This is a genomic window from Streptomyces sp. NPDC107546, from assembly GCF_055639175.1.
This window is the reverse complement of sequence record NZ_JBVKBA010000035.1, coordinates 39,649-62,474: the sequence shown is the minus strand read 5'-3', so window position 1 is coordinate 62,474 and position 22,826 is coordinate 39,649. Positions and strand designations below refer to the sequence as shown.

Annotated in this window: 19 protein-coding genes; 10 read left to right on the top strand and 9 right to left on the bottom strand. The window is 71.7% G+C overall.

Annotated features, from left to right (window positions below; translation table 11 throughout):
* Positions 1–4: 4 nt before the first annotated feature.
* The 3 genes from ilvD to ACZ7L1_RS33115 all read right to left on the bottom strand — a co-directional run bounded on the left by ilvD (position 5) and on the right by ACZ7L1_RS33115 (position 4,126).
* Entirely contained in the window at positions 5–1,858 is a 1,854-nt protein-coding gene (gene ilvD, locus ACZ7L1_RS33125; RefSeq protein ID WP_471442516.1) for a dihydroxy-acid dehydratase, read from the bottom strand.
* Positions 1,859–2,014: 156 nt separating this feature from the next.
* A complete protein-coding gene (locus ACZ7L1_RS33120; protein WP_471442514.1) occupies positions 2,015–2,839 on the bottom strand; it encodes a sugar phosphate isomerase/epimerase family protein in 825 nt (274 codons plus the stop codon).
* A gap of 354 nt (positions 2,840–3,193) precedes the next feature.
* A complete protein-coding gene (locus ACZ7L1_RS33115) occupies positions 3,194–4,126 on the bottom strand; it encodes a Ppx/GppA family phosphatase (RefSeq protein ID WP_471442512.1) in 933 nt (310 codons plus the stop codon).
* A 71-nt stretch (positions 4,127–4,197) separates the two neighbouring features.
* On the opposite strand from ACZ7L1_RS33115, the gene ACZ7L1_RS33110 reads away from it, so the two are divergent.
* Entirely contained in the window at positions 4,198–5,067 is an 870-nt protein-coding gene (locus ACZ7L1_RS33110; RefSeq protein ID WP_471442510.1) for a DUF3109 family protein, read from the top strand.
* A gap of 24 nt (positions 5,068–5,091) precedes the next feature.
* On the opposite strand, the gene ACZ7L1_RS33105 is transcribed toward ACZ7L1_RS33110, so the two are convergent.
* Positions 5,092–6,804: a BACON domain-containing protein gene (locus ACZ7L1_RS33105; RefSeq protein WP_471442508.1), complete on the bottom strand. Its 1,713-nt coding sequence runs from the start codon at positions 6,802–6,804 to the stop codon at positions 5,092–5,094.
* Between the two features lie 224 nt (positions 6,805–7,028).
* Here ACZ7L1_RS33105 and radA point away from each other — a divergent pair, with 224 nt between their 5' ends.
* Together radA and disA are read left to right on the top strand one after the other, a co-directional pair.
* A complete protein-coding gene (gene radA, locus ACZ7L1_RS33100; protein ID WP_471442506.1) occupies positions 7,029–8,438 on the top strand; it encodes a DNA repair protein RadA in 1,410 nt (469 codons plus the stop codon).
* An 81-nt stretch (positions 8,439–8,519) separates the two neighbouring features.
* Positions 8,520–9,644 (top strand): DNA integrity scanning diadenylate cyclase DisA, encoded by a 1,125-nt coding sequence (gene disA, locus ACZ7L1_RS33095; RefSeq protein WP_103842159.1) that lies wholly within the window; start codon positions 8,520–8,522, stop codon positions 9,642–9,644.
* Positions 9,645–9,750: 106 nt separating this feature from the next.
* Here the strand turns inward: disA and ACZ7L1_RS33090 are convergent, their stop codons facing one another.
* Positions 9,751–10,563 carry a hypothetical protein gene (locus ACZ7L1_RS33090; protein ID WP_471442504.1) on the bottom strand — a complete coding sequence of 271 codons (813 nt, stop codon included), beginning with the start codon at positions 10,561–10,563 and terminating at the stop codon, positions 9,751–9,753.
* Between the two features lie 239 nt (positions 10,564–10,802).
* On the opposite strand from ACZ7L1_RS33090, the gene ACZ7L1_RS33085 reads away from it, so the two are divergent.
* The 5 genes from ACZ7L1_RS33085 to cseC all read left to right on the top strand — a co-directional run bounded on the left by ACZ7L1_RS33085 (position 10,803) and on the right by cseC (position 15,409).
* Positions 10,803–11,762: an HhH-GPD family protein gene (locus ACZ7L1_RS33085; protein ID WP_471442502.1), complete on the top strand. Its 960-nt coding sequence runs from the start codon at positions 10,803–10,805 to the stop codon at positions 11,760–11,762.
* A 372-nt stretch (positions 11,763–12,134) separates the two neighbouring features.
* Entirely contained in the window at positions 12,135–12,674 is a 540-nt protein-coding gene (locus ACZ7L1_RS33080; RefSeq protein ID WP_468252318.1) for a SigE family RNA polymerase sigma factor, read from the top strand.
* Positions 12,662–13,324, top strand: coding sequence for a hypothetical protein (locus ACZ7L1_RS33075; RefSeq protein WP_471442500.1), 663 nt, complete (start codon positions 12,662–12,664; stop codon positions 13,322–13,324). The genes ACZ7L1_RS33080 and ACZ7L1_RS33075 overlap by 13 nt, the downstream gene beginning before the upstream one ends.
* A gap of 25 nt (positions 13,325–13,349) precedes the next feature.
* Positions 13,350–14,054 carry a two-component system response regulator CseB gene (cseB, locus tag ACZ7L1_RS33070; RefSeq protein ID WP_471442498.1) on the top strand — a complete coding sequence of 235 codons (705 nt, stop codon included), beginning with the start codon at positions 13,350–13,352 and terminating at the stop codon, positions 14,052–14,054.
* A 14-nt stretch (positions 14,055–14,068) separates the two neighbouring features.
* Positions 14,069–15,409 carry a two-component system sensor histidine kinase CseC gene (cseC, locus tag ACZ7L1_RS33065; RefSeq protein ID WP_471442497.1) on the top strand — a complete coding sequence of 447 codons (1,341 nt, stop codon included), beginning with the start codon at positions 14,069–14,071 and terminating at the stop codon, positions 15,407–15,409.
* A 45-nt stretch (positions 15,410–15,454) separates the two neighbouring features.
* On the opposite strand, the gene ACZ7L1_RS33060 is transcribed toward cseC, so the two are convergent.
* From ACZ7L1_RS33060 to ACZ7L1_RS33050, 3 genes are all read right to left on the bottom strand, one after another.
* The gene (locus tag ACZ7L1_RS33060; RefSeq protein WP_471442495.1) at positions 15,455–15,898 is read right to left on the bottom strand and encodes a VOC family protein; all 444 of its coding nucleotides are present in this window, start codon (positions 15,896–15,898) and stop codon (positions 15,455–15,457) included.
* A 58-nt stretch (positions 15,899–15,956) separates the two neighbouring features.
* Positions 15,957–16,370 carry a helix-turn-helix transcriptional regulator gene (locus ACZ7L1_RS33055; RefSeq protein WP_471442535.1) on the bottom strand — a complete coding sequence of 138 codons (414 nt, stop codon included), beginning with the start codon at positions 16,368–16,370 and terminating at the stop codon, positions 15,957–15,959.
* A gap of 136 nt (positions 16,371–16,506) precedes the next feature.
* A complete protein-coding gene (locus ACZ7L1_RS33050; RefSeq protein ID WP_471442493.1) occupies positions 16,507–18,102 on the bottom strand; it encodes an MDR family MFS transporter in 1,596 nt (531 codons plus the stop codon).
* A 169-nt stretch (positions 18,103–18,271) separates the two neighbouring features.
* On the opposite strand from ACZ7L1_RS33050, the gene ACZ7L1_RS33045 reads away from it, so the two are divergent.
* Positions 18,272–18,871: a TetR/AcrR family transcriptional regulator gene (locus tag ACZ7L1_RS33045; protein WP_471442491.1), complete on the top strand. Its 600-nt coding sequence runs from the start codon at positions 18,272–18,274 to the stop codon at positions 18,869–18,871.
* Positions 18,872–18,889: 18 nt separating this feature from the next.
* Here ACZ7L1_RS33045 and ACZ7L1_RS33040 read toward each other — a convergent pair whose 3' ends face one another.
* Positions 18,890–19,447, bottom strand: coding sequence for a M23 family metallopeptidase (locus ACZ7L1_RS33040; protein ID WP_471442489.1), 558 nt, complete (start codon positions 19,445–19,447; stop codon positions 18,890–18,892).
* Between the two features lie 245 nt (positions 19,448–19,692).
* On the opposite strand from ACZ7L1_RS33040, the gene ACZ7L1_RS33035 reads away from it, so the two are divergent.
* Complete coding sequence (locus tag ACZ7L1_RS33035; protein WP_471442488.1) at positions 19,693–22,800, top strand: NACHT domain-containing protein; 3,108 nt, start codon at positions 19,693–19,695, stop codon at positions 22,798–22,800.
* Positions 22,801–22,826 lie beyond the last annotated feature (26 nt).

Genomic DNA, 22,826 nt, shown 5'->3' with positions numbered 1-22,826 from the left:
GCCCTCAGCCCAGCTTCGTCACATCGCGCACCGCGCCCTTGTCCGCGCTCGTCGCCATCGCGGCGTACGCGCGCAGGGCGGCGGAGACCTTACGGTCGCGGTTCGCGGGGGCGTAGACGCCGTTCAGCGCGGCACGGCGGGTGTCGAGCTCCTCGTCGGACACCAGGAGCTCGATCGTGCGGTTCGGGATGTCGATGCGGATGCGGTCACCGTCCCGCACCAGGGCGATCGTGCCGCCCGAGGCCGCCTCGGGGGACGCGTGGCCGATCGACAGGCCCGACGTGCCGCCGGAGAAGCGGCCGTCCGTGATCAGCGCGCAGGCCTTCCCCAGGCCGCGGCCCTTCAGGTACGAGGTCGGGTAGAGCATCTCCTGCATGCCCGGGCCGCCCTTGGGGCCCTCGTAGCGGATGACGACGACGTCACCCTCCTTGACCTGCTGGGTGAGGATCTTCTGGACGGCCTCCTCCTGCGACTCGCAGACGACCGCCGGGCCCTCGAAGGTCCAGATCGACTCGTCGACGCCCGCGGTCTTCACCACGCAGCCGTCCTCGGCCAGGTTGCCCTTGAGGACCGCCAGGCCGCCGTCCTTGGAGTACGCGTGCTCCGCGGAGCGGATGCAGCCGTTCTCCGCGTCCTCGTCGAGGGCCTCCCAGCGCTCCGACTGGGAGAATGCCTCGGCCGAGCGGACACAGCCGGGGGCCGCGTGCCACAGTTCCACGGCCTCGGGGGACGGGGAGCCGCCGCGGACGTCCCACGTCTTCAGCCAGTCCGCGAGGGACGGGCTGTGCACGGCGTGCACGTCCTCGTTCAGCAGGCCCGCGCGGTGCAGCTCGCCGAGGAGGGCGGGGATGCCGCCGGCGCGGTGCACGTCCTCCATGTAGTACGTGCGGTCCTTGGCGACGTTCGGGGCGACCTTCGCCAGGCACGGCACCCGGCGCGAGACGGAGTCGATCTCCTCCAGGCCGAAGGGGACGCCCGCCTCCTGGGCCGCCGCCAGCAGGTGCAGGATCGTGTTGGTGGAGCCGCCCATCGCGATGTCGAGGGCCATCGCGTTCTCGAAGGCGGAGAAGGTGGCGATGTTGCGCGGCAGGACCGTGTCGTCGTCCTGCTCGTAGTAGCGGCGGGTGAGGTCCATGACGGTGCGGGCCGCGTCCACGTACAGCTGCTTGCGGGCCGTGTGGGTGGCGAGGACCGAGCCGTTGCCGGGGAGGGAGAGGCCGATCGCCTCGGTCAGGCAGTTCATCGAGTTGGCGGTGAACATGCCGGAGCACGAGCCGCAGGTCGGACAGGCGTTCTCCTCGATACGGAGGATGTCCTCGTCGGAGATCTTGTCGTTCACGGCGTCGGAGATCGCGTCGACCAGATCGAGGGTGCGGACGGTGCCGTCGACCAGGGTGGCGCGGCCCGACTCCATGGGGCCGCCGGAGACGAAGACCGTCGGGATGTTCAGGCGCAGGGCCGCCATCAGCATGCCCGGGGTGATCTTGTCGCAGTTGGAGATGCAGACCAGGGCGTCGGCGCAGTGGGCCTCCACCATGTACTCCACGCTGTCCGCGATCAGGTCGCGGGAGGGCAGGCTGTAGAGCATGCCGCCGTGGCCCATGGCGATGCCGTCGTCCACCGCGATGGTGTTGAACTCGCGCGGGATGCCGCCGGCCTCGCTGATCGCCTCGCTGACGATCCGGCCGACCGGCTGGAGGTGGGTGTGGCCCGGGACGAACTCGGTGAAGGAGTTGGCGACGGCGATGATCGGCTTCCGTCCGATGTCCGCACCGGGTACACCGGAGGCGCGCATCAGGGCGCGGGCGCCCGCCATGTTGCGGCCGTGGGTGACTGTGCGGGACCTCAGCTCGGGCATCGTCGCTCGCTCCTTCGGAGAGTTCCACCAGGGAGGCTGGCGGAGTTCTGGCTCACGTCGAGCGTACGCCGGTGCTCCAAGGGACGGACACGATGTCCGGAATGCGGGACGTGTGTCTCAGCGCTTTCTTTGATCCTCGGCCGGGCTGGAGCCCACTCACCGGCGGGGCACCCGCACCGCCGACGCCAGGTGCAGCCGGGTGAAGGCGAGGGCCTCCGCGAGGTCCGCCTCGCGCTCGGCGCCGGACATGGCGCGGCGGGTGTTGACCTCGATGACGACGTGGCCGTCGAAGCCGCCCCGAGCCAGCCGCTCCAGGACCTCGGCGCAGGGCTGTACGCCACGGCCGGGGACGAGGTGCTCGTCCTTGTTGGAGCCGTTGCCGTCGGCGAGGTGGACGTGGCCGAGGCGGTCGCCCATGCGGTCGAGCATCTGCAGGGCGTCCGTGCGGGCCGTCGCGGCGTGGCTGAGGTCGATCGTGAAGTGCCGGTAGTCGTCCTTCGTGACGTCCCAGTCGGGGGCGTACGCGAGCATCTCGCGGTCCCGGTAGCGCCACGGGTACATGTTTTCGACGGCGAACCGCACATCCGTCTCGTTCGCCATGCGCCAGATGCCGTCGACGAAGTCACGCGCGTACTGGCGCTGCCAGCGGAAGGGCGGATGGACCACGACGGTGCCGGCGCCGAGCTTCTCGGCGGCCGCGCGGGCCCGCTGGAGTTTGACCCAGGGGTCGGTGGACCACACCCGCTGAGTGATCAGCAGACAGGGGGCGTGGACGGCCAGAATGGGGATCTGGTGGTAGTCGCTGAGCCGGCGCAGCGCCTCGAGGTCCTGGCTGACCGGGTCGGTCCACACCATGACCTCGACCCCGTCGTACCCGAGGCGCGCGGCGATCTCGAAGGCCGTCGCCGTCGACTCCGGGTAGACGGAGGCCGTCGACAGCGCGACCTTCGCATCCGGGATGCGCACCGCTGGTTCTGCCACGAGGGACAGGGTACGGGGTGCCTCCGGCGGTTGGGCCGGGAGTGGGGGGTGGGGGTGGCCGAGGTCACTAGTGCTGTGGCCGGAAAGGTTTGCCGGAAATCTCGCGGCGTCCGGTGCGGTGCGTCGCAAGGCGGAGCGTCGCCCGCGTACCGGATGTACTCGGGCGATGCGACAACGCGGCGAGGTGCCGTGCCGGGCGTCGCGAGCCGGTGAACCTTTCCGGCCACAGCAGTAGCCGGCCACAGCAGTAGGGGGTGCCTTGTCGATCAGTTCGGCGTCGCGGGCCGTGTTCGTTCGCGACCGCGCGGCGCAGCCGCACCTGTCACAGCCCCGCACCCCTGCGGGGAACCCTGCTCAGACCGAGCCCATGTGGTCCAGCCGCCGCAGGATCACGCCCTCCCGCAGTGCCCAGGGGCATATCTCCAGCGTCTCCACGCCGAACAGGTCCATCGCCGCCTCCGCGACCAGCGCCCCGGCGACGAGCTGGCCCGCGCGGCCGTCGGAGACGCCGGGGAGTTCCGCGCGCTGTGCGACCGTCATCCCGGCGAGCTGGGGCACCCAGCCCTCCAGGGACTCCCGCTTCAGCTCGCGCTGGACGTACAGGCCCTCGGCGGAGCGGGCCGCCCCGGCGAGGCGGGCGAGCTGCTTGAACGTCTTTGAGGTGGCGACGACGTGGTCCGGGGCCCCGAAGCGGCTGAACTCGCCGACCGTGCGGGCGATCTCGGTCCGCACGTGGCGGCGCAGCGCCCTGACATCCGCGGGGTCGGGGGGGTCGCCGGGCAGCCAGGCGGCGGTCAGCCGGCCCGCGCCCAGCGGCAGGGACACCGCGGCGTCGGGTTCCTCGTCGATGCCGTAGGCGATCTCCAGGGAGCCGCCGCCGATGTCGAGGACGAGGAGCTTGCCCGCGGACCAGCCGAACCAGCGGCGGGCGGCGAGGAAGGTCAGCCGGGCCTCCTCCTCGCCGGTCAGCACCTGCAGCTCGACGCCCGTGGCGTCCTCGACCCGGGCGAGGACGTCGTCGCTGTTGCCGGCCTCGCGCACCGCGGAGGTGGCGAACGGCAGCAGGTCCTCGACGCCCTTGTCCTCGGCGGCCTGGAGGGCGTCCCGGACGACGGCGATCAGCCTGTCCACGCCCTCCTGGTCGATGGCTCCGCCGCCGTCCAGGAGCTCGGCCAGCCGCAGTTCCGCCTTGTGCGAGTGCGCGGGCAGGGGGCGCGCGCCGGGGTGGGCGTCCACCACCAGCAGATGCACCGTGTTCGAACCCACGTCGAGGACACCGAGTCTCATGTACGGAACGCTACTGCCAGTGCGGGGATCTGCCGTCCCCGGAGCGGTCCGGGGCCACTTACTCTGGAGGCGTGCCAAAGACGAAAAAGGCGAAGACCGACAAATCCTCCAAGGGATCGAAGGATTCTTCGCAGGCGAAGGCGTCCCCGTCCGAGAAGGCCCTGAAGATGGCGAAGAAAGCCCTGAAGGCGAGCGACGAGAAGGGACTCGACTTCGCGCGCGCGTGGGTGGAGTTTCCGGATCCGGCCGACGACGAGCAGGTCTTCCGGTGTGATCTGACATGGCTGACCTCGCGCTGGAACTGCATCTTCGGGAGCGGCTGCCAGGGCATCCAGGCGGGCCGCGCGGACGACGGGTGCTGCACGCTGGGGGCGCACTTCTCGGACGAGGACGACGAGAAGCGGGTGGCCGAGCACGTGGCACGGCTCACCCCGGAGATCTGGCAGCACCATGACGTGGGCATGGAGACGGGCTGGGTCGCGGAGGACGACGAGGGGTCCCGGCAGACCCGCCCCTACCAGGGCTCGTGCATCTTCCAGAACCGGCCCGGGTTCCCGGGCGGCGCCGGCTGCTCGCTGCACATCCTGGCCCTGCGGGAGGGCCGCGAGCCGCTGGAGACCAAGCCGGACGTGTGCTGGCAGCTGCCGATCCGGCGCACGTACGAGTGGATCGACCGGCCCGACGACACGCGGGTGCTGCAGGTGTCGATCGGTGAGTACGACCGCCGGGGCTGGGGTCCGGGCGGCCACGACCTGCACTGGTGGTGCACGTCGGCGACGTCGGCGCACGGCGCGGGCGAGCCGGTGTACGTCTCCTACCGGGCGGAGCTGACCGAGCTGATGGGCAAGGCGGGGTACGACCGCCTGGCCGAGCTGTGCGAGCAGCGCCTGGCGTCGCAGCTGCCGCTGGTGGCACCGCATCCCGCGGATCCCGTGGCCTGACGGTATGGGCAGGGACAAGGCGGCCTAGGTGGGGCTCGGCGCGCCGCTGTCGGTGGGCGGCGGGCTCGAGGCCGGCGGGTCGGAGGGCGACGGGCTGGAGGTCGGCGGGTCGGTCGGGGTCGGGTCGCCGGGAGTGGGGTCCGAGCCGGACGGCGGACCGGTCGGTGAGGGGTCGGACGGGACGGTGTGGCTGGGGGTGGGGCGCGGGTCGGAGGGGCCCGCCGCGCCGTAGCCGTCGATCGAGACGACGGCGCCCACCGGGGCCACCGCGACCTGCGCGTGCCACGGGCCGGAGGGCTCGTGGAGGTGGTCGACGTAGACGCGGATCGTGAACGACGCGCCGGGGTCGAGCGTGCCCGTGGACTGGTTCATGTACAGCCAGGAGGCGCCCGTGGTCGCGGACCAGTGGACCGGTGAGCTGCCGGACGCGGTGAGGGTGATCACGGTGGTGTTGCCGTCGTTGGAGGCCGTCACCGCCAGGTGCCCCTCGCCCGGGGCGCCCGTCGCCACGCCGATGACCTCGACGGAGACGTCGGGTGTGCGACCGTCCTTGCCGGGCGGGCGGGCGCCGGGCCTCGCGCTGGCGTTCCCAGCGTTCTCGTACCCGCCCGCGCCCCCGTCGCCGAGCGGCGCCGTGCCCTGCACCTCGCGCGCGGTGGCGGGCCGGCCGTCGGCGGCCTCGCCGGTGAGGGGGCCGCGGTAGGCGGCCCACAGGGCGAACACCGGGGCGGCGACCACGGTGGCGACGACGGTCGTGGTCACGGCACGCGCACGGAGGCGGTCGCGGCGGGCCGCGTGGTCCTTCGGGTCCATGGGGAATCCGCGCCGGTCGAAGCGGGGGGCGCCGCCACGCGCGCGTGCCGCGTGCGTCATCGCGGTGTGCACGCCCGCGCGCGGGGCCTGAAGGACGGGCAGCGCGGCGGGGGTGACGCTGGTGCCGGGCCAGGTGCCGGGGACGGCGCGCTCGGCGGTACGGCGGCAGCGCGGGCAGTCGTCGACGTGCCGGACGAGTTCGCGGCGCAGGGCGGCGCCGAGGACGAGCTGGTGGTCGCCGGTGAGGCGGGCGACGCCCGGACAGGTGCCGGTCTCGACGACGGCGAGGGCGGCGCGGGTGCGCTCCACCTCGCAGGCGGCGGCGGCCAGCAGGTCGCGGGTGGCAGCGGGGTCCAGGCCGAGCACGGCGGCGACCTCGCGGGGGGCGAGCTGGTGGCGTACCGCGAGTTCGAGCGCTTCGCGCTGCTCGGGGGTGGTGCCGGCGGCCTCCGGCCAGGCGAGCTGGGCGAGTTCGCGGCGGCGCAGCTCCTCGGTCTCCTCGGCCGGCGCGGGGGTGGTGCCGACGGCCCCGGCGGCGCGCCGGTCGGCGGCTTCCTTGCGCTGGTCACGGTCGCGCCCGGCCCGGTGGTGGCGCCGGGCTTCGGCGAGGCGGCGCAGACAGGACCAGCGGGCGAGGGCGTACAGCCAGGCGCGGTGGTCGTCGTGGGACCGCGGGCCGCGGGGGCCGCGGCGCTCGGCGAGCGCCATGGCGTCCCCGAGGGCCTCGGTCGCCGCGTCGTGATCGCACAGCACGGACAGGCAGTAGGTGAACAGTCCGTCCACGTAGGGGTCGTAGCGCGCGGGCAGGCGCTGCGCCAGGGTGCGAGGGGTCGCGCCGTCAGGCGCGCTTCCCCGCTGCCGCGCGTCGTTGCGCGCCGGGTGTGCGCCGGTGGCGTGCGTCGAGATCTCCGGCCTGCTGCTCATCACCCGTGCGACCGTAGGCGGCGATGACCGGCACCTTCTTCCCCCTTGAGCACTTTTACTCCGTACGGGTGAAACGATCCCTCATAAGGGGACAGGAACGATGTATTCCGCAGCTTGGGGGGCGCGCAGGGCAGCGGGGCGCCGGATTGTAGGACCGCCCTGCCGAGGCTCTGCTCCCGGTTGCCCTGCGATCGGTGTCAGTGGCCCCCGGTACGGTTTCGACCATGGCTGCCCGTACGAAGACCTCCAAGGACCGGCCGTCCTACCGCTGCACCGAGTGCGGCTGGCAGACGGCCAAGTGGCTCGGCCGCTGCCCCGAGTGCCAGGCCTGGGGGACGATCGAGGAGTACGGCGCGCCCGCCGTGCGGACGACGACACCGGGGCGGGTGACCACCTCCGCCGTGCCGATCGGCCAGGTCGACGGGCGGCAGGCCACCGCCCGCCCCACCGGCGTGGCCGAGCTGGACCGCGTCCTCGGCGGCGGACTCGTACCGGGCGCGGTCGTGCTGCTGGCGGGCGAACCGGGCGTCGGCAAGTCCACGCTGCTGCTCGACGTCGCGGCGAAGGCGGCGAGCGACGAGCACCGCACGCTGTATGTCACCGGCGAGGAGTCCGCGAGCCAGGTGCGGCTGCGCGCCGACCGCATCGGAGCCATCCACGACCACCTCTACCTGGCGGCGGAGACGGACCTGGCGGCCGTCCTCGGCCACCTGGACGCGGTCAAGCCGTCCCTGCTCGTGCTCGACTCGGTCCAGACCGTCGCCTCCCCGGAGATCGACGGCGCGCCCGGCGGCATGGCCCAGGTGCGGGAGGTCGCCGGGGCCCTGATCCGCGCCTCCAAGGAGCGCGGCATGGCCACGCTCCTGGTCGGCCACGTCACCAAGGACGGCGCGATCGCGGGCCCGCGCCTGCTGGAGCACCTGGTGGACGTCGTCCTGCACTTCGAGGGCGACCGGCACGCGCGGCTGCGTCTGGTCCGGGGCGTCAAGAACCGCTACGGCGCCACGGACGAGGTCGGCTGCTTCGAGCTCCACGACGAGGGCATCACGGGCCTCGCGGACCCCAGCGGCCTGTTCCTGACCCGCCGCGACGAGCCGGTCCCCGGTACCTGCCTCACCGTCACCCTGGAGGGCCGCCGCCCCCTGGTGGCCGAGGTGCAGGCCCTGACCGTCGACTCGCAGATCCCCTCCCCGCGGCGTACGACGTCCGGGCTGGAGACCTCCCGCGTCTCGATGATGCTCGCCGTGCTGGAGCAGCGCGGCCGGATCAGCGCCCTGGGCAAGCGGGACATCTACTCCGCGACCGTCGGCGGGGTGAAACTCTCCGAGCCGGCCGCCGACCTGGCGGTGGCACTGGCGCTGGCGAGCGCCGCGAGCGACACCCCGCTGCCCAAGAACCTGGTCGCGATCGGCGAGGTCGGCCTCGCCGGAGAGGTCAGACGGGTCACGGGCGTCCAGCGCCGCCTGGCCGAGGCCCACCGCCTGGGCTTCACCCACGCCCTCGTACCTGCCGATCCGGGGAGGATCCCGCCCGGGATGAAGGTGCTGGAAGTGGCCGACGTGGGGGACGCGCTGCGGGTCCTCCCCCGCTCCCGTCGCCGAGAGGCCCCACGGGAGGAGGAAGACCGCCGGTAGACTTTGCCCTGGTCTCGCCCGTCCGTACGAACCGAGTGTGCGACACGGGAGCGCCCCAGAACCTGCGACCGGAGGAGTGCAGTGGCAGCCAACGACCGGGCAGCAGCTCCCGGAAAGTCCGGTGGGAGTGCCGGTTCCGATCGCCTGATGCGCGCCTCACTGAGTGCCGTGGCACCCGGCACGCCGCTGCGTGACGGCCTGGAGCGCGTGCTCCGCGGCAACACCGGCGGTCTCATCGTGCTCGGCTCCGACAAGACCGTCGAGGCGATGTGCACGGGCGGTTTCGTCCTGGACGTCGAGTTCACGGCCACCCGACTGCGGGAGCTGTGCAAGCTGGACGGCGGTCTCGTGCTCTCCTCGGACCTGTCCAAGATCCTCAGGGCAGGCGTGCAGTTCGTCCCGGACCCCACGATCCCGACCGAGGAGACCGGCACCCGGCACCGCACGGCGGACCGGGTGAGCAAGCAGGTCGGCTTCCCGGTGGTCTCCGTCTCGCAGTCGATGCGGCTGATCGCGCTGTACGTCGACGGGCAGCGCCGTGTCCTGGAGGACTCGGCGGCGATCCTGTCCCGCGCCAACCAGGCCCTGGCCACCCTGGAGCGGTACAAGCTCCGCCTGGACGAGGTGGCCGGGACGCTGTCCGCGCTGGAGATCGAGGACCTGGTGACGGTCCGGGACGTCTCCGCGGTGGCGCAGCGGCTGGAGATGGTGCGCCGCATCGCCACCGAGATCGCTGAGTACGTGGTCGAGCTGGGCACGGACGGCCGTCTGCTCGCCCTCCAGCTCGACGAGTTGATCGCGGGCGTTGAGCCCGAGCGCGAGCTGGTGGTCCGCGACTACGTGCCGGAACCGACCGCGAAGCGTTCCCGCACGGTCGAGGAGGCGCTGGCCGAGCTGGACGCGCTGAGCCACGCGGAGCTCCTCGAGATGTCCACGGTCGCCAAGGCACTCGGTTACACCGGCTCCCCCGAGGCGCTCGACTCCGGGGTGTCCCCGCGCGGCTTCCGCCTGCTGGCGAAGGTCCCGCGACTGCCCGGCGCGATCATCGACCGCCTGGTGGAGCACTTCGGCGGCCTCCAGAAACTGCTCGCGGCCAGCGTGGACGACCTGCAGACGGTGGACGGCGTGGGCGAGGCCCGCGCGCGGAGCGTACGCGAGGGCCTGTCGCGGCTGGCGGAGTCCTCGATCCTCGAACGGTACGTCTGATCGACGGCTGAGCCGGGGCCGGGGACTGCGACGTGCACGGAACCCGGCGGTCGAGGTCGCCCACTCGCGGGCCAGGGCCCGCGACGCCGAGCTCGTCCGACAGACGCTAGTCCTTCGCCAGCACGAACGACGTCTGGGTCTTCGGGAAGCCCGGGACCTTCGCCTCGACCAGGTAGGTGCCCGCGGGCGCGGAACCCGCCGGTGGTGTCGCGCAGTTGGGTGCGCTGTGCTTGCGGTCCCACTTCACGGTGTAGGTGACCTGCTCGTTCGCGGGCACTCGGAACAGCGCGCCGCCCGAGCCGCCGGGGCAGTCCGCCGAGGTCCAGAAGGCGTTGCCGCTTCCGGTCTGAGTGATCGTCAGTACCGCGTACTTGGGTCCGAGGTCGACCTTGCAGTCGCTGCCGGAGGTGTTCTTGGCGATCAGCTGGAAGGTGGGGGTGTCCCCGGGCTCGTAGGTGTTGTTCAGGCTGCGCAGCGTCAACTGGACCGTGCCCGAGGCGCAGTTGGGCAGTGTGGCCCCGCCTCCGGCGGGGAGCTGGTCGGCGGAGGAGGAAGTGCCGCCGCTGCCACCGTCGTTGGACCCGTCACCCGTGCCACCGGATCCGGCGCCGCCCGTTGCGCCGGAGGCTCCGGTACCCGACGATCCGGAGGACCCGGAACCGTCGCCACCGCCCGACTCGCCCCGCCCGCCCGGGCGTTGACTGATCGCGGGCCCCGTACCGGACGGGCCCGGCGTGATCGACGAGGTGGGATGCTTGCCGTTCGAGCCGTCCGCCCTGTTCTTCCCGCCTCCGCCGGAGGAGGTGACCGCCCACACGACGAGCAGCACCAACAGGGCGACCACGGACAGCACTACGGCCCTCCGTCGCCAGTAGATGGAGGAGGGAAGCGGCCCAACCGGATTGCGCAGAGATCCCACGGCGCAAACTGTACGAGAGATCTCCCCCACACCTGGCCCCACCCGCCGCCCGGGCCACAACTTTTCCGGATCATCATCTCGGCGCACCGCGTCCGCCCGGCCGACGGCTGTGGCGGAGAGTGCCCTCATCCACGGACACCGAGCCGGACTGCGGAGCCCACGAGAGGTCATCCCGGACAAAACCACCCCGAGCCGGTCCCCCACCCGACCACCCCCGGCATGGCAGGATCGACTACGCCATGACTGCACCCACCACCCCCGCCACCGCCACCGCCCCCACCCAGACCGACGGCACCCCCGGCTCCGCCGCCACCGGCCAAGCCCCCGGCACTCTCCTGCACGGCCCGGTCATCGCCTGGTTCGAGCAGCACGCCCGTGATCTTCCGTGGCGGCGCCCGGAGGCCGGGCCCTGGGCCGTGATGGTCAGTGAGTTCATGCTGCAGCAGACGCCGGTGAACCGCGTCCTGCCCGTCTACGAGCAGTGGCTCACCCGCTGGCCCCGCCCGGCCGACCTGGCCAAGGAACCCCCCGGCGAAGCCGTCCGGGCATGGGGCCGCCTCGGCTACCCCCGCCGCGCGCTCCGCCTGCACGGCGCCGCGGCCGCCATAACGGAACGGCACGGCGGCGACGTACCCACCGACCACGCCCAACTGCTCGCCCTGCCCGGCATCGGCGAGTACACGGCCGCCGCCGTCGCGTCGTTCGCGTACGGCCAGCGGCACCCGGTGCTCGACACCAACGTGCGCCGGGTCCTGGCCCGCGCGGTCACCGGCGTGCAGTACCCGCCCAACGCCACCACCGCCGCCGAGCGCAGGCTCGCCCGAGAGCTGCTGCCGCACGACGAGCGAACCGCCTCCCGCTGGGCCGCCGCCTCCATGGAACTGGGCGCGCTGATCTGCACGGCGAAGAACGAGAACTGCCACCGCTGCCCGATCGCCACGCAGTGCGCCTGGCGACTGGCCGGGAAGCCCGAGCACGAGGGTCCGCCGCGCCGCGGCCAGACGTACGCGGGCACCGACCGTCAGGTGCGCGGCCGGCTGCTGGCCGTGCTGCGGGAGGCCGTGGGCCCGGTACCGCAGTCGGCGCTCGACCGCGTCTGGGACGACCCGGTCCAGCGCGCCCGCGCCCTGGACGGCCTGGTCTCCGACGGCCTGGTGGAGCCCCTCCCGGGGCGCCTGTACCGCCTGCCCCTCACCTGACCCGTCCTGGGCCCTGCCGGCCCGCCCCACTCGGCGACTTCACGGCCAACCCCTGGTCCCGTCACAGCAACACCGCCGCCACATCACAGCATCCCGCCCCCTATCCGCCTGACAAATCACCCCATACCCGACCCAACTCCCGCCTGCCTCTACCCCGTTCCTGCGCCTGTTACACAACCGACGGACAGCCGAGTGCTCTCCGAAGCCTGGAACGGACAACGCCGTGACAACTCGTCCGTAACTTCATATGCGTGCCGCCGACAGTGCGGCACCCGGGCTCGGGACGAGCCCGCTCGGGGTTGTGAGGAACCGGCCGGGCTGCGGGGCGCAGCCGGACCACAGGTCGGAAAACGGGGATCGGAGGCGGTTGGAATGGCGCACGGTGAGGTGCTCGAGTTCGAGGAGTACGTACGCACCCGGCAGGACGCGCTGCTGCGCAGCGCACGCCGGCTGGTCCCCGACCCCACCGACGCCCAGGACCTGCTGCAGACCGCACTGGTGCGCACCTACGGCCGCTGGGACGGCATCGCGGACAAGCGGCTGGCCGACGCCTACCTGCGCCGCGTCATGATCAACACGCGGACCGAGTGGTGGCGCTCGCGCAAACTGGAGGAGGTCCCCACCGAGCAGCTCCCGGACGCGTCGGTGGAGGACTCCACGGAGCAGCACGCGGACCGTGCTCTGCTGATGGACGTCCTGAAGGTGCTCGCTCCCAAGCAGCGCAGCGTCGTCGTGCTGCGACACTGGGAGCAGATGTCCACGGAGGAGACGGCCGCCGCCCTCGGCATGTCGGCCGGTACGGTCAAGAGCACGCTGCACCGGGCGCTCGCCCGGCTCCGGGAGGAGCTGGAAGCCCGCGACCTGGACGCACGCGCGCTGGAGCGTGAGGAGCGGGAGCGTTGCGCGGCCTAGGCACGGGGGTCATACGGCTCAGCGGAGCCGTGAAGGCGGTGACGGCGGCGGTGGCCGCGGTCGCCGCCCTCGGGCTTTTCGTCTCCGCCTGCGCCACCGGCGGCACGGGCGCCCGGGACGAGGGCCCCGCGGGCAGCGACCCGGTGATCGCGGGTGCCGCCACACCGTCGCCGTCGCCGTCGCCCACCGCCAAGGAACCCACGCGTGCCGAGGTGGTGAAGATCGTCAAGGATGACCCGCAGGTCGCCAAGGTCGTCAAGGAGGACCTGAAGCCCTGCGTGGCCGACGAGTACCCGGTCGACGTGTCCTACGGCGACATCACCGGCGGCGACGTCGACGACATCGTGGTCAACGTGATGACGTGCGGTGACGCCGTCGGGATCGGCTCGTACGTGTACCGGATGAAGAACCACAGGTACCAGAATGTGTTCAAGGCCGAGGAGCCGCCGGTCTACGCGGAGATCGACCGCGGCGACCTGGTGGTGACCCAGCAGATGTACCAGAGGGGCGACCCGGTGTCGTACCCCTCCAGCGAGGAAGTGATCACCTACGGCTGGAGGACCAGCCACTTCACCGAGATATCCCGTACGCGCAACGAGTACAGCAACGCGGTGGGCAACAGCGGCACCGCCGCCCCCACCAAGAACTGACCCCGACCCCTACTGAGAGCAGCGGATGGCAGAGCAGACACACGTCCTGTTCGTCGAGGACGACGACGTCATCCGCGAGGCCACCCAACTCGCTCTGGAGCGGGACGGCTTCGCGGTGACCGCCATGCCCGACGGCCTGTCGGGCTTGGAGGCGTTCCGCGCCCGCCGCCCCGACATCGCCCTGCTGGACGTGATGGTTCCCGGCCTGGACGGGGTCAGCCTGTGCCGGCGCATCCGGGACGAGTCGACCGTGCCGGTGATCATGTTGTCCGCGCGCGCCGACTCCATCGACGTGGTGCTCGGCCTGGAGGCGGGCGCCGACGACTACGTGACCAAGCCCTTCGACGGCGCCGTGCTGGTGGCGCGCATCCGTGCGGTGCTGCGCCGCTTCGGGCACGCGAGCGGCGCCGGCCGGGCGGCCGAGGACACCTCGCCCGGGGACGACGGGGTGCTCACGTTCGGCGATCTGCAGGTCGACACCGAGGGCATGGAGGTCCGGCGGGCCGGGCAGCCGGTGGCCCTCACGCCGACCGAGATGCGGCTGCTGCTCGAGTTCTCGTCGGCGCCCGGCACCGTACTGTCGCGCGACAAGCTGCTGGAACGCGTGTGGGACTACGGCTGGGGCGGGGACACCCGCGTCGTCGACGTCCATGTGCAGCGGCTGCGCACCAAGATCGGCCAGGACCGGATCGAGACGGTCCGCGGCTTCGGCTACAAGTTGAAGGCGTGAGCGGGGACAGGAGCATGCGGGGGATCATCGGCCGCCTCGTCCCCGAGGACGCGGCCATACGCACGGGTCTGAGATGGAAGCTCAGCGCGGCGATCGCCCTGGTCGGCGCGCTCGTCGCGATCGCGTTGAGCCTGGTCGTGCACAACGCGGCGCAGGTGTCGATGCTGAACAGCGCACGCGACCTCGCCGACGAGCGCATCCAGGTGGCGCAGCGGATGTACGAGTCCGGGCGCACCCAGACCTTCGGGACCAAGATCGACGATCCGGCCATCCCGCGGGACCTGCTGGAGAAGGTCATGCAGGGCAGGCGGGCCACCTTCGCGTCCTGGGACCGCAACGGGGTGCCGGACACCTGGGCCGCCGTACCGCTCAAGGACGGCCGGGTGCTGTCCCTGCACACCCGCACGGACCGCAGCGTCGGGGTGATCAAGGACCTCGACCAGGCCCTGATCATCGGTTCGATCGCGGTCGTCCTCGGCGGCTCCGCGCTCGGCGTGCTGATCGGCGGGCAGCTGTCGGGCCGGCTGCGCAAGGCGGCCGCCGCGGCGAACCGGGTCGCCAAGGGCGAGACGGACGTGCGCGTACGGGACGCGATCGGTGGTGTCGTGCGCGACGAGACGGACGATCTGGCCCGGGCGGTGGACGCGATGGCGGACGCGTTGCAGCAGCGGCTGGAGGCGGAGCGCCGGGTGACGGCGGACATCGCGCACGAACTGCGCACGCCGGTCACGGGCCTGCTCACCGCGGCGGAGCTGCTGCCTCCGGGCCGCCCCACCGAACTGGTGTTGGACCGCGCGAAGGCCATGCGCACGCTCGTGGAGGACGTCCTGGAGGTGGCCCGACTGGACGGCGCGTCCGAGCGGGCCGAGCTGCAGGACATCATGCTGGGTGAGTTCGTGACCCGGCGGGTGGCCGCGAAGGACGCGGACGTCGAGGTCAGGGTGATCCACGAGTCGGAGGTCACCACGGACCCGCGCCGTCTGGAGCGGGTGCTGTTCAACCTGCTGGCGAACGCGGCACGGCACGGCAAGCCGCCCATCGAGGTGTCCGTCGAGGGCCGGGTGATCCGGATACGGGACCACGGGCCCGGCTTCCCCGAGGAGCTGCTGGCCGAGGGCCCGAGCCGGTTCCGTACGGGCAGCTCGGACCGGTCGGGCCAGGGTCACGGCCTGGGCCTGACGATCGCGGCGGGGCAGGCGCGGGTGCTGGGCGCCCGGCTGACGTTCCGCAACATCCGGGTGCCCGGGGTGCCGGAGCATGTGCCGGCCGAGGGGGCGGTGGCGGTGCTGTGGCTGCCGGAGCACGCGCCGACGGACACGGGCAGCTTCCCGATGCTGCCGCCGTCCGGCAGCTGACCTCAGGGCCGGGAGGACGTCAGGGCCCTGAGGACCTCAGGGCTGTCAGGCCCACTCCTTCTCGAAGTCCAGACCGCCCTCGCGGCGCTGGGTGAAGGAGAACCAGTTGCCGGAGTCGTCGCGGAAGAGCGCCTCGGTGCCGTACGGCCGCTCCTGCGGCTCCTGGAGGAACTCCACGCCGCGGTCCTTGAGCCGCTTGTAGTCGCCGTGGATGTCGTCGGTGGCCAGCACACCGGCACCGAGAGCGCCCTTGGCGATGAGCTTCTTCATCATCTCGGCGGACTCGGGGTCCATCGCGGGCGGCCCGGGCACCATGAGCGTCAGCTCGACGTCGGGCTGGTCCGGGGCGCCGACGGTGAGCCAGCGCATGCCGCCGTCGCCCATGGTCATGTCCGTACGAACCTCGAGGCCGAGCTTGTGCGTGTAGAACTCCTTGGCCCGGTCCTGGTCGAGGACCCAGACGGTGGTGATGGCGAGCCCCTTGATCATGGTGTGCTCCTGGAGGTGGGAGGTGCGGTGTGCGCTGCCACGGTAAGCAGCGGACCCTTCACCCCGCTTCTCCGGAATTGCTCTCCTCGCTCCTGCGGAACCCGCCCGCCCAGAGCATCGCGTAGCACCCGGGTATGAGCGCGGCGCCGCGGCCGACGTGCTTGGCGCGGTACGCACTGGGCGTGAGCCCGGTCCAGGCCTTGAACCGCGCCGAGAACGTGCCGACGCTGCTGAATCCCACGAGATGACAGACCTCGGTCACCGACAGATCGGCGGTGCGCAGCAGGTCCTCGGCGCGCTCGATGCGCCGGTGCGTCAGATACTGCCGCGGCGTCTCGCCGTACGCCTCCTTGAAGGCCCGCAGGAAGTGATACCGCGAGTACCCGGCACGCTCGGCCACGGCTCCCAGATCGAGCGCCGGGTCGGCCCAGTCCCGGTCCATCAGATCCTTGGCCAGCCGCAGCTGCCGCATCCTGTCCACGGCACCGATGCTGCCACGCGGCACTGACAGGGCGGCGGGGGCGAGGCTCGCCCGGGTGTGCCCGTCCGCCCGTGGAAAGGGCCCCCGGGCGCACGCACCCGGGGGCCCTCGGCCGGAGCCCGTGCCGTCAGACGGCCTCTGCAACCGCCGGCGGCACATCCGCGGCGTCCCCAGCCGCGCCCCCGGCCTGCCTGTCGGGCCCAGCGCCCCGCAACGGGACCTCCTTCACGAACACCGCCGCAGCCAGCGCGAGCACGGCCACCACCGCGCCGAGCAGGAACGCCGAGTGCGTGCCCGCGGACACCGCGTGCTGGTACGCCTCCCGAGCCGCCGCCGGCAGCTTCTGAAGGCTCTTCGCGTCCAGCTGAGCCGACTGCTCGGTGATCTTCGACCCCAGCGCCCCGGCCCGCTCGGCCATCACGTGCTGGACCCGGTTGTTGAACAGGGCGCCCATGATCGCGACGCCGAAGGAGGAGCCCAGCGTCCGCGCGAGGGTCGTGGTCGACGAGGCGACACCCATGTCCCGCATCTCGACGCTGTTCTGCGCCACCAGCATGGTGATCTGCATCAGGCAGCCCATCCCGGCGCCCAGCACGGCCATGTACACCCCCGAGGTGAACCGGCTGGTCCCCGTGTCCATCTGCGAGAGCAGGAAGAGACCCGCGATCATCAGCACACTGCCGACCACCGGAAAGACCTTGTACCGCCCGCTGTTGGTGGTGACCCGCCCCGCGATCATCGACACGACGAGCATCGCGCCGAGCATCGGCAGGAGCAGCAGCCCGGAGTTGGTCGCGGACGCACCCTGCACGGACTGCTGGTACAGCGGCAGGAACAGCGTCGCGCCGAACATCACGAACCCGGTGATGAAACCGATCGCCGACATCAGCGAGAAGTTCCGGCTGCGGAAGATGTGCAGCGGCACGACCGGCTCGGCGGCCTTCGTCTGCCAGAACAGGAATCCGACGAGCGCGGCGACACCGATCCCGATCAGTTCCATGATCCGCGCGGACGTCCACGCGTACTGGGACCCGCCCCAGGTGGTGACCAGCACGATCGAGGTGATGCCGACGGTCAGCAACGCGGCGCCGGGGTAGTCGACACGGGCCTGGGAGCGCTTCTTCGGCAGGTGCAGCACGGCGCTGATGGCGACCAGCGCGACGACACCGAGCGGCAGGTTGATGTAGAAGGCCCAGCGCCAGCCCCAGTTGTCGGTGATGGTGCCGCCGACCAGCGGACCGCCGATCATCGCGAGCGCCATGACGCCGGCCATCATGCCCTGGTACTTGCCGCGCTCCCGCGGCGGAATCAGATCACCGATGACGGCCATGACGCCGACCATGAGACCGCCGGCGCCGAGGCCCTGGATGGCGCGGAAGCCGATGAGCTGGCCCATGTTCTGCGCCATGCCGCTGAGCGCGGAGCCGGCCAGGAAGATCACGATCGAGGTCATGAACGAGCCCTTGCGGCCGTACATGTCACCGAGCTTGCCCCACAGCGGCGTGGCGGCGGCGGTGGCGAGGGTGTACGCGGTCACCACCCACGACAGGTGTTCGAGGCCGCCCAGCTCGCCCACGATGGTCGGCATCGCCGTGCCTACGATCATGTTGTCGAGCATCGCGAGCATCATCGTGATCATCAGCGCGAGCAGGACGACCCGTACGCTCCGAGGTTGTTTCTCACTCTTCTCGCCGCCAGCGGCCGGTGCCGCGCTGTCCGCCATGGTCCCCAACTCCCCTTGGTACTGCCGGCCGTCCGACTACTTACTTGCCGCCCGGCTAGTTCACTACACTGGGGAAGGTAGCCCCGTAACTAGCCGGGCGTCAAGTAAGTTTCGTAGGCTCGGCCAGGAGGCCTTGCACAGGCTCTCCGGGAGTACGAGGAGTACGAGGATGGGCGGCACCACCATGGACGGCACCAAGCGGCAGCGGCGCGGGGACACCCGCCAGCGCATCCAGGACGTGGCGCTCGACCTCTTCGCCGAGCAGGGCTACGAGAAGACTTCGCTACGGGAGATCGCCGAGCGCCTGGACGTCACCAAGGCCGCGCTCTACTACCACTTCAAGACCAAGGAAGAGATCCTGGTCGGCATCTTCGAGGACCTGACCCGCCCGATGGACGAACTGATCGAATGGGGCAAGGCGCAGCCGCACACCCTGCAGACCAAGCAGGAGGTGCTGCGCCGCTACAGCGAGGCACTGGCCGGTGCGGCCCCGCTCTTCCGCTTCATGCAGGAGAACCAGGCCACGATCCGCGAACTGAGCATCGGCGAGCAGTTCAAGGACCGGATGCTGCAGATGCGCGACATCATCCGGGACCCGGACGCCTCCCTGACCGACCAGGTCCGCTGCGTCAGCGCGCTGTTCACGATGCACGCGGGGATGTTCGTCCTGCAGGAGGTCGAGGGCAATCCGGAGGAGAAGCGCAAGGCGGTCCTGGAGGTCGCGATCGACCTGGTCACGCAGGCCCACTCGGGTGAGGGGACAGCGTAGGGAGAGCCCACGCACGCCTCAGACGGCCACACCCCTGCCCCGCAGGTAGGCGACTGGGTTGACGGCGGAGCCGTAGTGCGGGGTCGTACGGACCTCGAAGTGCAGATGCGGGCCGCTGGAGTTGCCCGTGTTGCCGGACAGCCCGATGCGCTGACCGGTGACGACGGCCTGGCCGACCCTGACGTCGATCCGCGAGAGGTGGGCGTACTGGGAGTGGATGCCGCCCGCATGCCTGATGACGACGGCCTTGCCGTACGCCGCCCCGTCCCCGGCACCGCCCGCTCCGGCTTTCACGACGGTACCGGCGTGCGCGGCGACGACGCTCGTCCCGCTCGGCACGGCGAAGTCCTGCCCGCTGTGGGTGGACTTCCACATGCCGCCGACCTGGTTGAAGCCGGCCGTGAGCGAGTAGTTCCTGACCGGATGGACCCACGAGGCGGCGCTCACCGCGCCGCCCCCGGCGGCGGCCGCCACATCGGCCCCCAGCACGACTGAAGCTCCGGCACCGGCGGCCAGTACGGCCAGCCGGGCACGCAGCCGGGAGGTACGGGAGGAGGGCACGACGCTCTGAGACATGGGGGGGAACCTCCAGAAGTGGGTGACTTGACTGTTTCTTGGTACGAGTCAGCCCTGTCTGTTACCAAACGGGCGGTCTACGAGGACATGCCGTACCGGCGGCTGAATCGCCCGTCGCCGGGCGCACAGCCGTGGGCGGTCGCCGCTACTAGGCACCCTCGTACCAGTTCCTCCCCCTGTGCGACATGTCACCCTGCGGGCCCGCTAGGCTGACCCACCGTCACGGACCGAGCACGGGGGAGCAGATGGATCCAGCGGCCCTGGGCGTCAAGGTGGCCTCCAGCGTGGTCACCCCGCTCGTGAAGCGGCTCTTCGTCACGGAGGGGCCCGGAGCCGGGCTCGTCGACAAGCCGGTGCGCGTCTCGGACTTCGTCTCGTTCCGGGGCGAGAAGCGCGCCCTCGCCGAGAAGGAGCTCACCAAGCTCGCCGCCGAGCTGGTCAGGCGGGCCGTCACGGCGGAGGGCGAACGACCGCTGCCCGAGGACGAGACACCCGCCGTCGTCCTCGCCCTGGCCACCACCCTGCATGCCCTCGGCGACCTCGACATGACCGACGTCCAGGCCGTGCGACTGGGTCACCAGACCCTCGCCCTGCACCTGCGGGCCGCGAGCGGCACCCCCGACCGCGACCTCTCCCTCGACGCCACCCTCTTCTACGAGCGTGTCCTGGAGATCGCCTGCCTGCACATCCTGCACTTCTTCACGCAGCGGTCCACCTTTGTCCCCCGCACCCTCGTCGAACAGACCCGACGGCAGGCCGAGATCATCACGAAGATCGACGAGCTGATCGCCCGCACCCCGCCCACCGGCGGCACCGACCCGGCCTTCGACCAGCGCTACCTCGCCTACGTCGCCACCAAGCACAGCCACCTGACCATCTACGGAGTCGACCTCGTCAACTCTCCGGAGCGCTGGCCCCTCGACTCGGCCTACCTCAGCCTCCAGGCACTGCGCCCGGACGACGAGACCGACGCCCGTATCGCCACCGCCTCCGCGGCCCTGCCCGCCGACCAGGCCCTCACCGGCCACGACCGGGTCCTGCTGCGCGGGGTCGCCGGCTCCGGCAAGACCACGCTGGTGCAGTGGCTGGCGGTGACGGCGGCCCGTGGCGAACGCGGCGACCGGATCCCGTTCGTCCTGCCCCTGCGCACCCTCCTGCGCCGCCCCGGCGGGCTGCCGGCGCCCGACGCCTTCCTGGACGCCGTCCGCGTCCCCTTCCACGCCACCCAGCCGCCCGGCTGGGCCGACCGGGTCCTCACCGCGCGCCGTGCGCTCCTGCTCGTCGACGGCATCGACGAGATCCCCGAGCGCGAACGGGAACGCACCCGGCGCTGGCTGCGCGACCTGCTCGACGTCTATCCCGGCAACCTGTGGCTCGTGACCTCGCGCCCCTCCGCCGTGCGCGAGGACTGGCTCGCCCCCGACGGCTTCACCGAACTCTCCCTCGCCCCCATGAGCCGCGACGACGTCGCCGCGTTCGTCCGCCGCTGGCACACCGCGGCCCGCGTCGGCGCCCCCGACACCGACCGCCTCGACGACTACGAACACTCGCTCCTGGACGCCGTACGCACCAAACCGGACCTCGGCCGGCTGGCCACCAATCCGCTGATGTGCGGGCTGATCTGCGCCCTGCACCGGGACCGGCGGGGGTATCTGCCGCACGGCAGGCAGGAGTTGTACGAGGCGGCCCTGTCGATGCTGCTGGCGCGGCGCGACGAGGAGCGGGACATGTTCGTCCGGCGGGACGGCATCCACCTGACCGAGGCCCCGCAGATCCAGCTGCTGCAGCGCCTGGCGTACTGGCTGATCCGCAACAACCACTCCGAGATGGACCGTGAGCGCGCGGAGCGGATCATCGCCGACGTGCTGCCCTCGCTGCCGGCCGCCGCCTCCCAGGGCGACGCCGGAGAGCTCCTGCGCCACCTCCTGGTCCGCAGCGGGCTGCTGCGCGAACCCGCCGCCGGTACGGTCGAGTTCGTCCACCGCACCTTCCAGGACTACCTGGGCGCGAAGGCGGCGGTCGAGGACGGGGACTTCGGGCTGCTGGTGCGGGGCGCCGCCGACGAACAGTGGGCGGACGTGTTCCGCATGGCGGTGGCGCACGCACGACCGCGGGAGAGGGCCGAACTGCTGGACGACCTGAGCGCCTCCGCCGACCGGGCCCCGGGAGCGGCCGGGACGCGCATGCGGCTCCTGGCGCTCGCCTCGCTGGAACACGCGACGGAACTCGATCCCCGTGTGCGCGCCCGGGTGGAGTCCGAGGCCGCCGCGCTCATCCCACCCCGTACGACGGCGGAGGCCCGCGCTCTCGCCGAGGCCGGCCCCCTCGTCCTGGAACTGCTTCCGGGCCCGGAGGGGCTGACGGACGCGGAGGCGAGGGCGGTGGTCATCACCGCGTCGCTGATCGGCACCGAGGCGGCCATTCCGGTACTGGCCCGGTACCGGTCGCATCACGCTCTGTCCGTGCGGGCGCAACTGACGTGGACCTGGCACCGCTTCCACACCGAGCGGTACGCGGAGGAGGTGATCGCGCATCTACGGCCCAAGGGTCTGTACTTCGCGGCGCACTCGGCGGCCGAACTGCGCGTTCTGCGGGACCTGGGCGGGCCGTCCCTGCTCCAGATCGTCGGCGACGTCGCCTCGGACGACATCCGGGCCGCACTCCGCCCGCACCAGGTGCGCAAGCTGGTCGTCCGCGACAACCGCGCATTGCGGGACCTGAGCTGTCTCTCCGATCAGGGGCGGCTGAACGAACTGGATCTCGGAAGCCTGGACCCGGACGTCGACGATCTCTCGCCGCTCGCGGAACTGCCGATCACCCTGCTGTCGCTGCACGGCACCTCCCGTCTGGGCACGCCGGACGCACTGGCACGACTCGGACCCACCGTGACGGGGCTCGACCTCAGTATCCGGCTGCACGGCGACTCCCTCGACGCCGTCCTCCCCCGCGAACACCCCCTGGAATACCTTCGGCTCTCCGAAAAGGCACTGCGGTTCACCGGACTGCGCGGGCTACGGCACCTGCACACGGTCAAGAGGCTGAGCCTGGCCTCCCTTCCGAAAGAGCTTCCCCGGGAGCACTTCGAGGAGATCGCCGCCCTCCCGGCCCTGGAGGATCTGCGGCTCGTCTGGAATGCCACCGGCTGGGAAGCGGGGCCTGTTCTGGCCCGGATCACCCGGCTGCGGCTGAACATGTTCACCGGGACCGAGGACCTCTCGAAACTCCCCACGCTCTTCCCCGGAGTGCAAGATCTCACCCTGCGCCTCGCCCCGGACGTGTCCGACCTCCCCGACCACGTCCTGGATCTTCTGCCGGTGCCGCCCGTCATCGAGCGCACCGACAGCGTGCTGTGACGCGCACGGAAAAGGGGCTGCCCCGG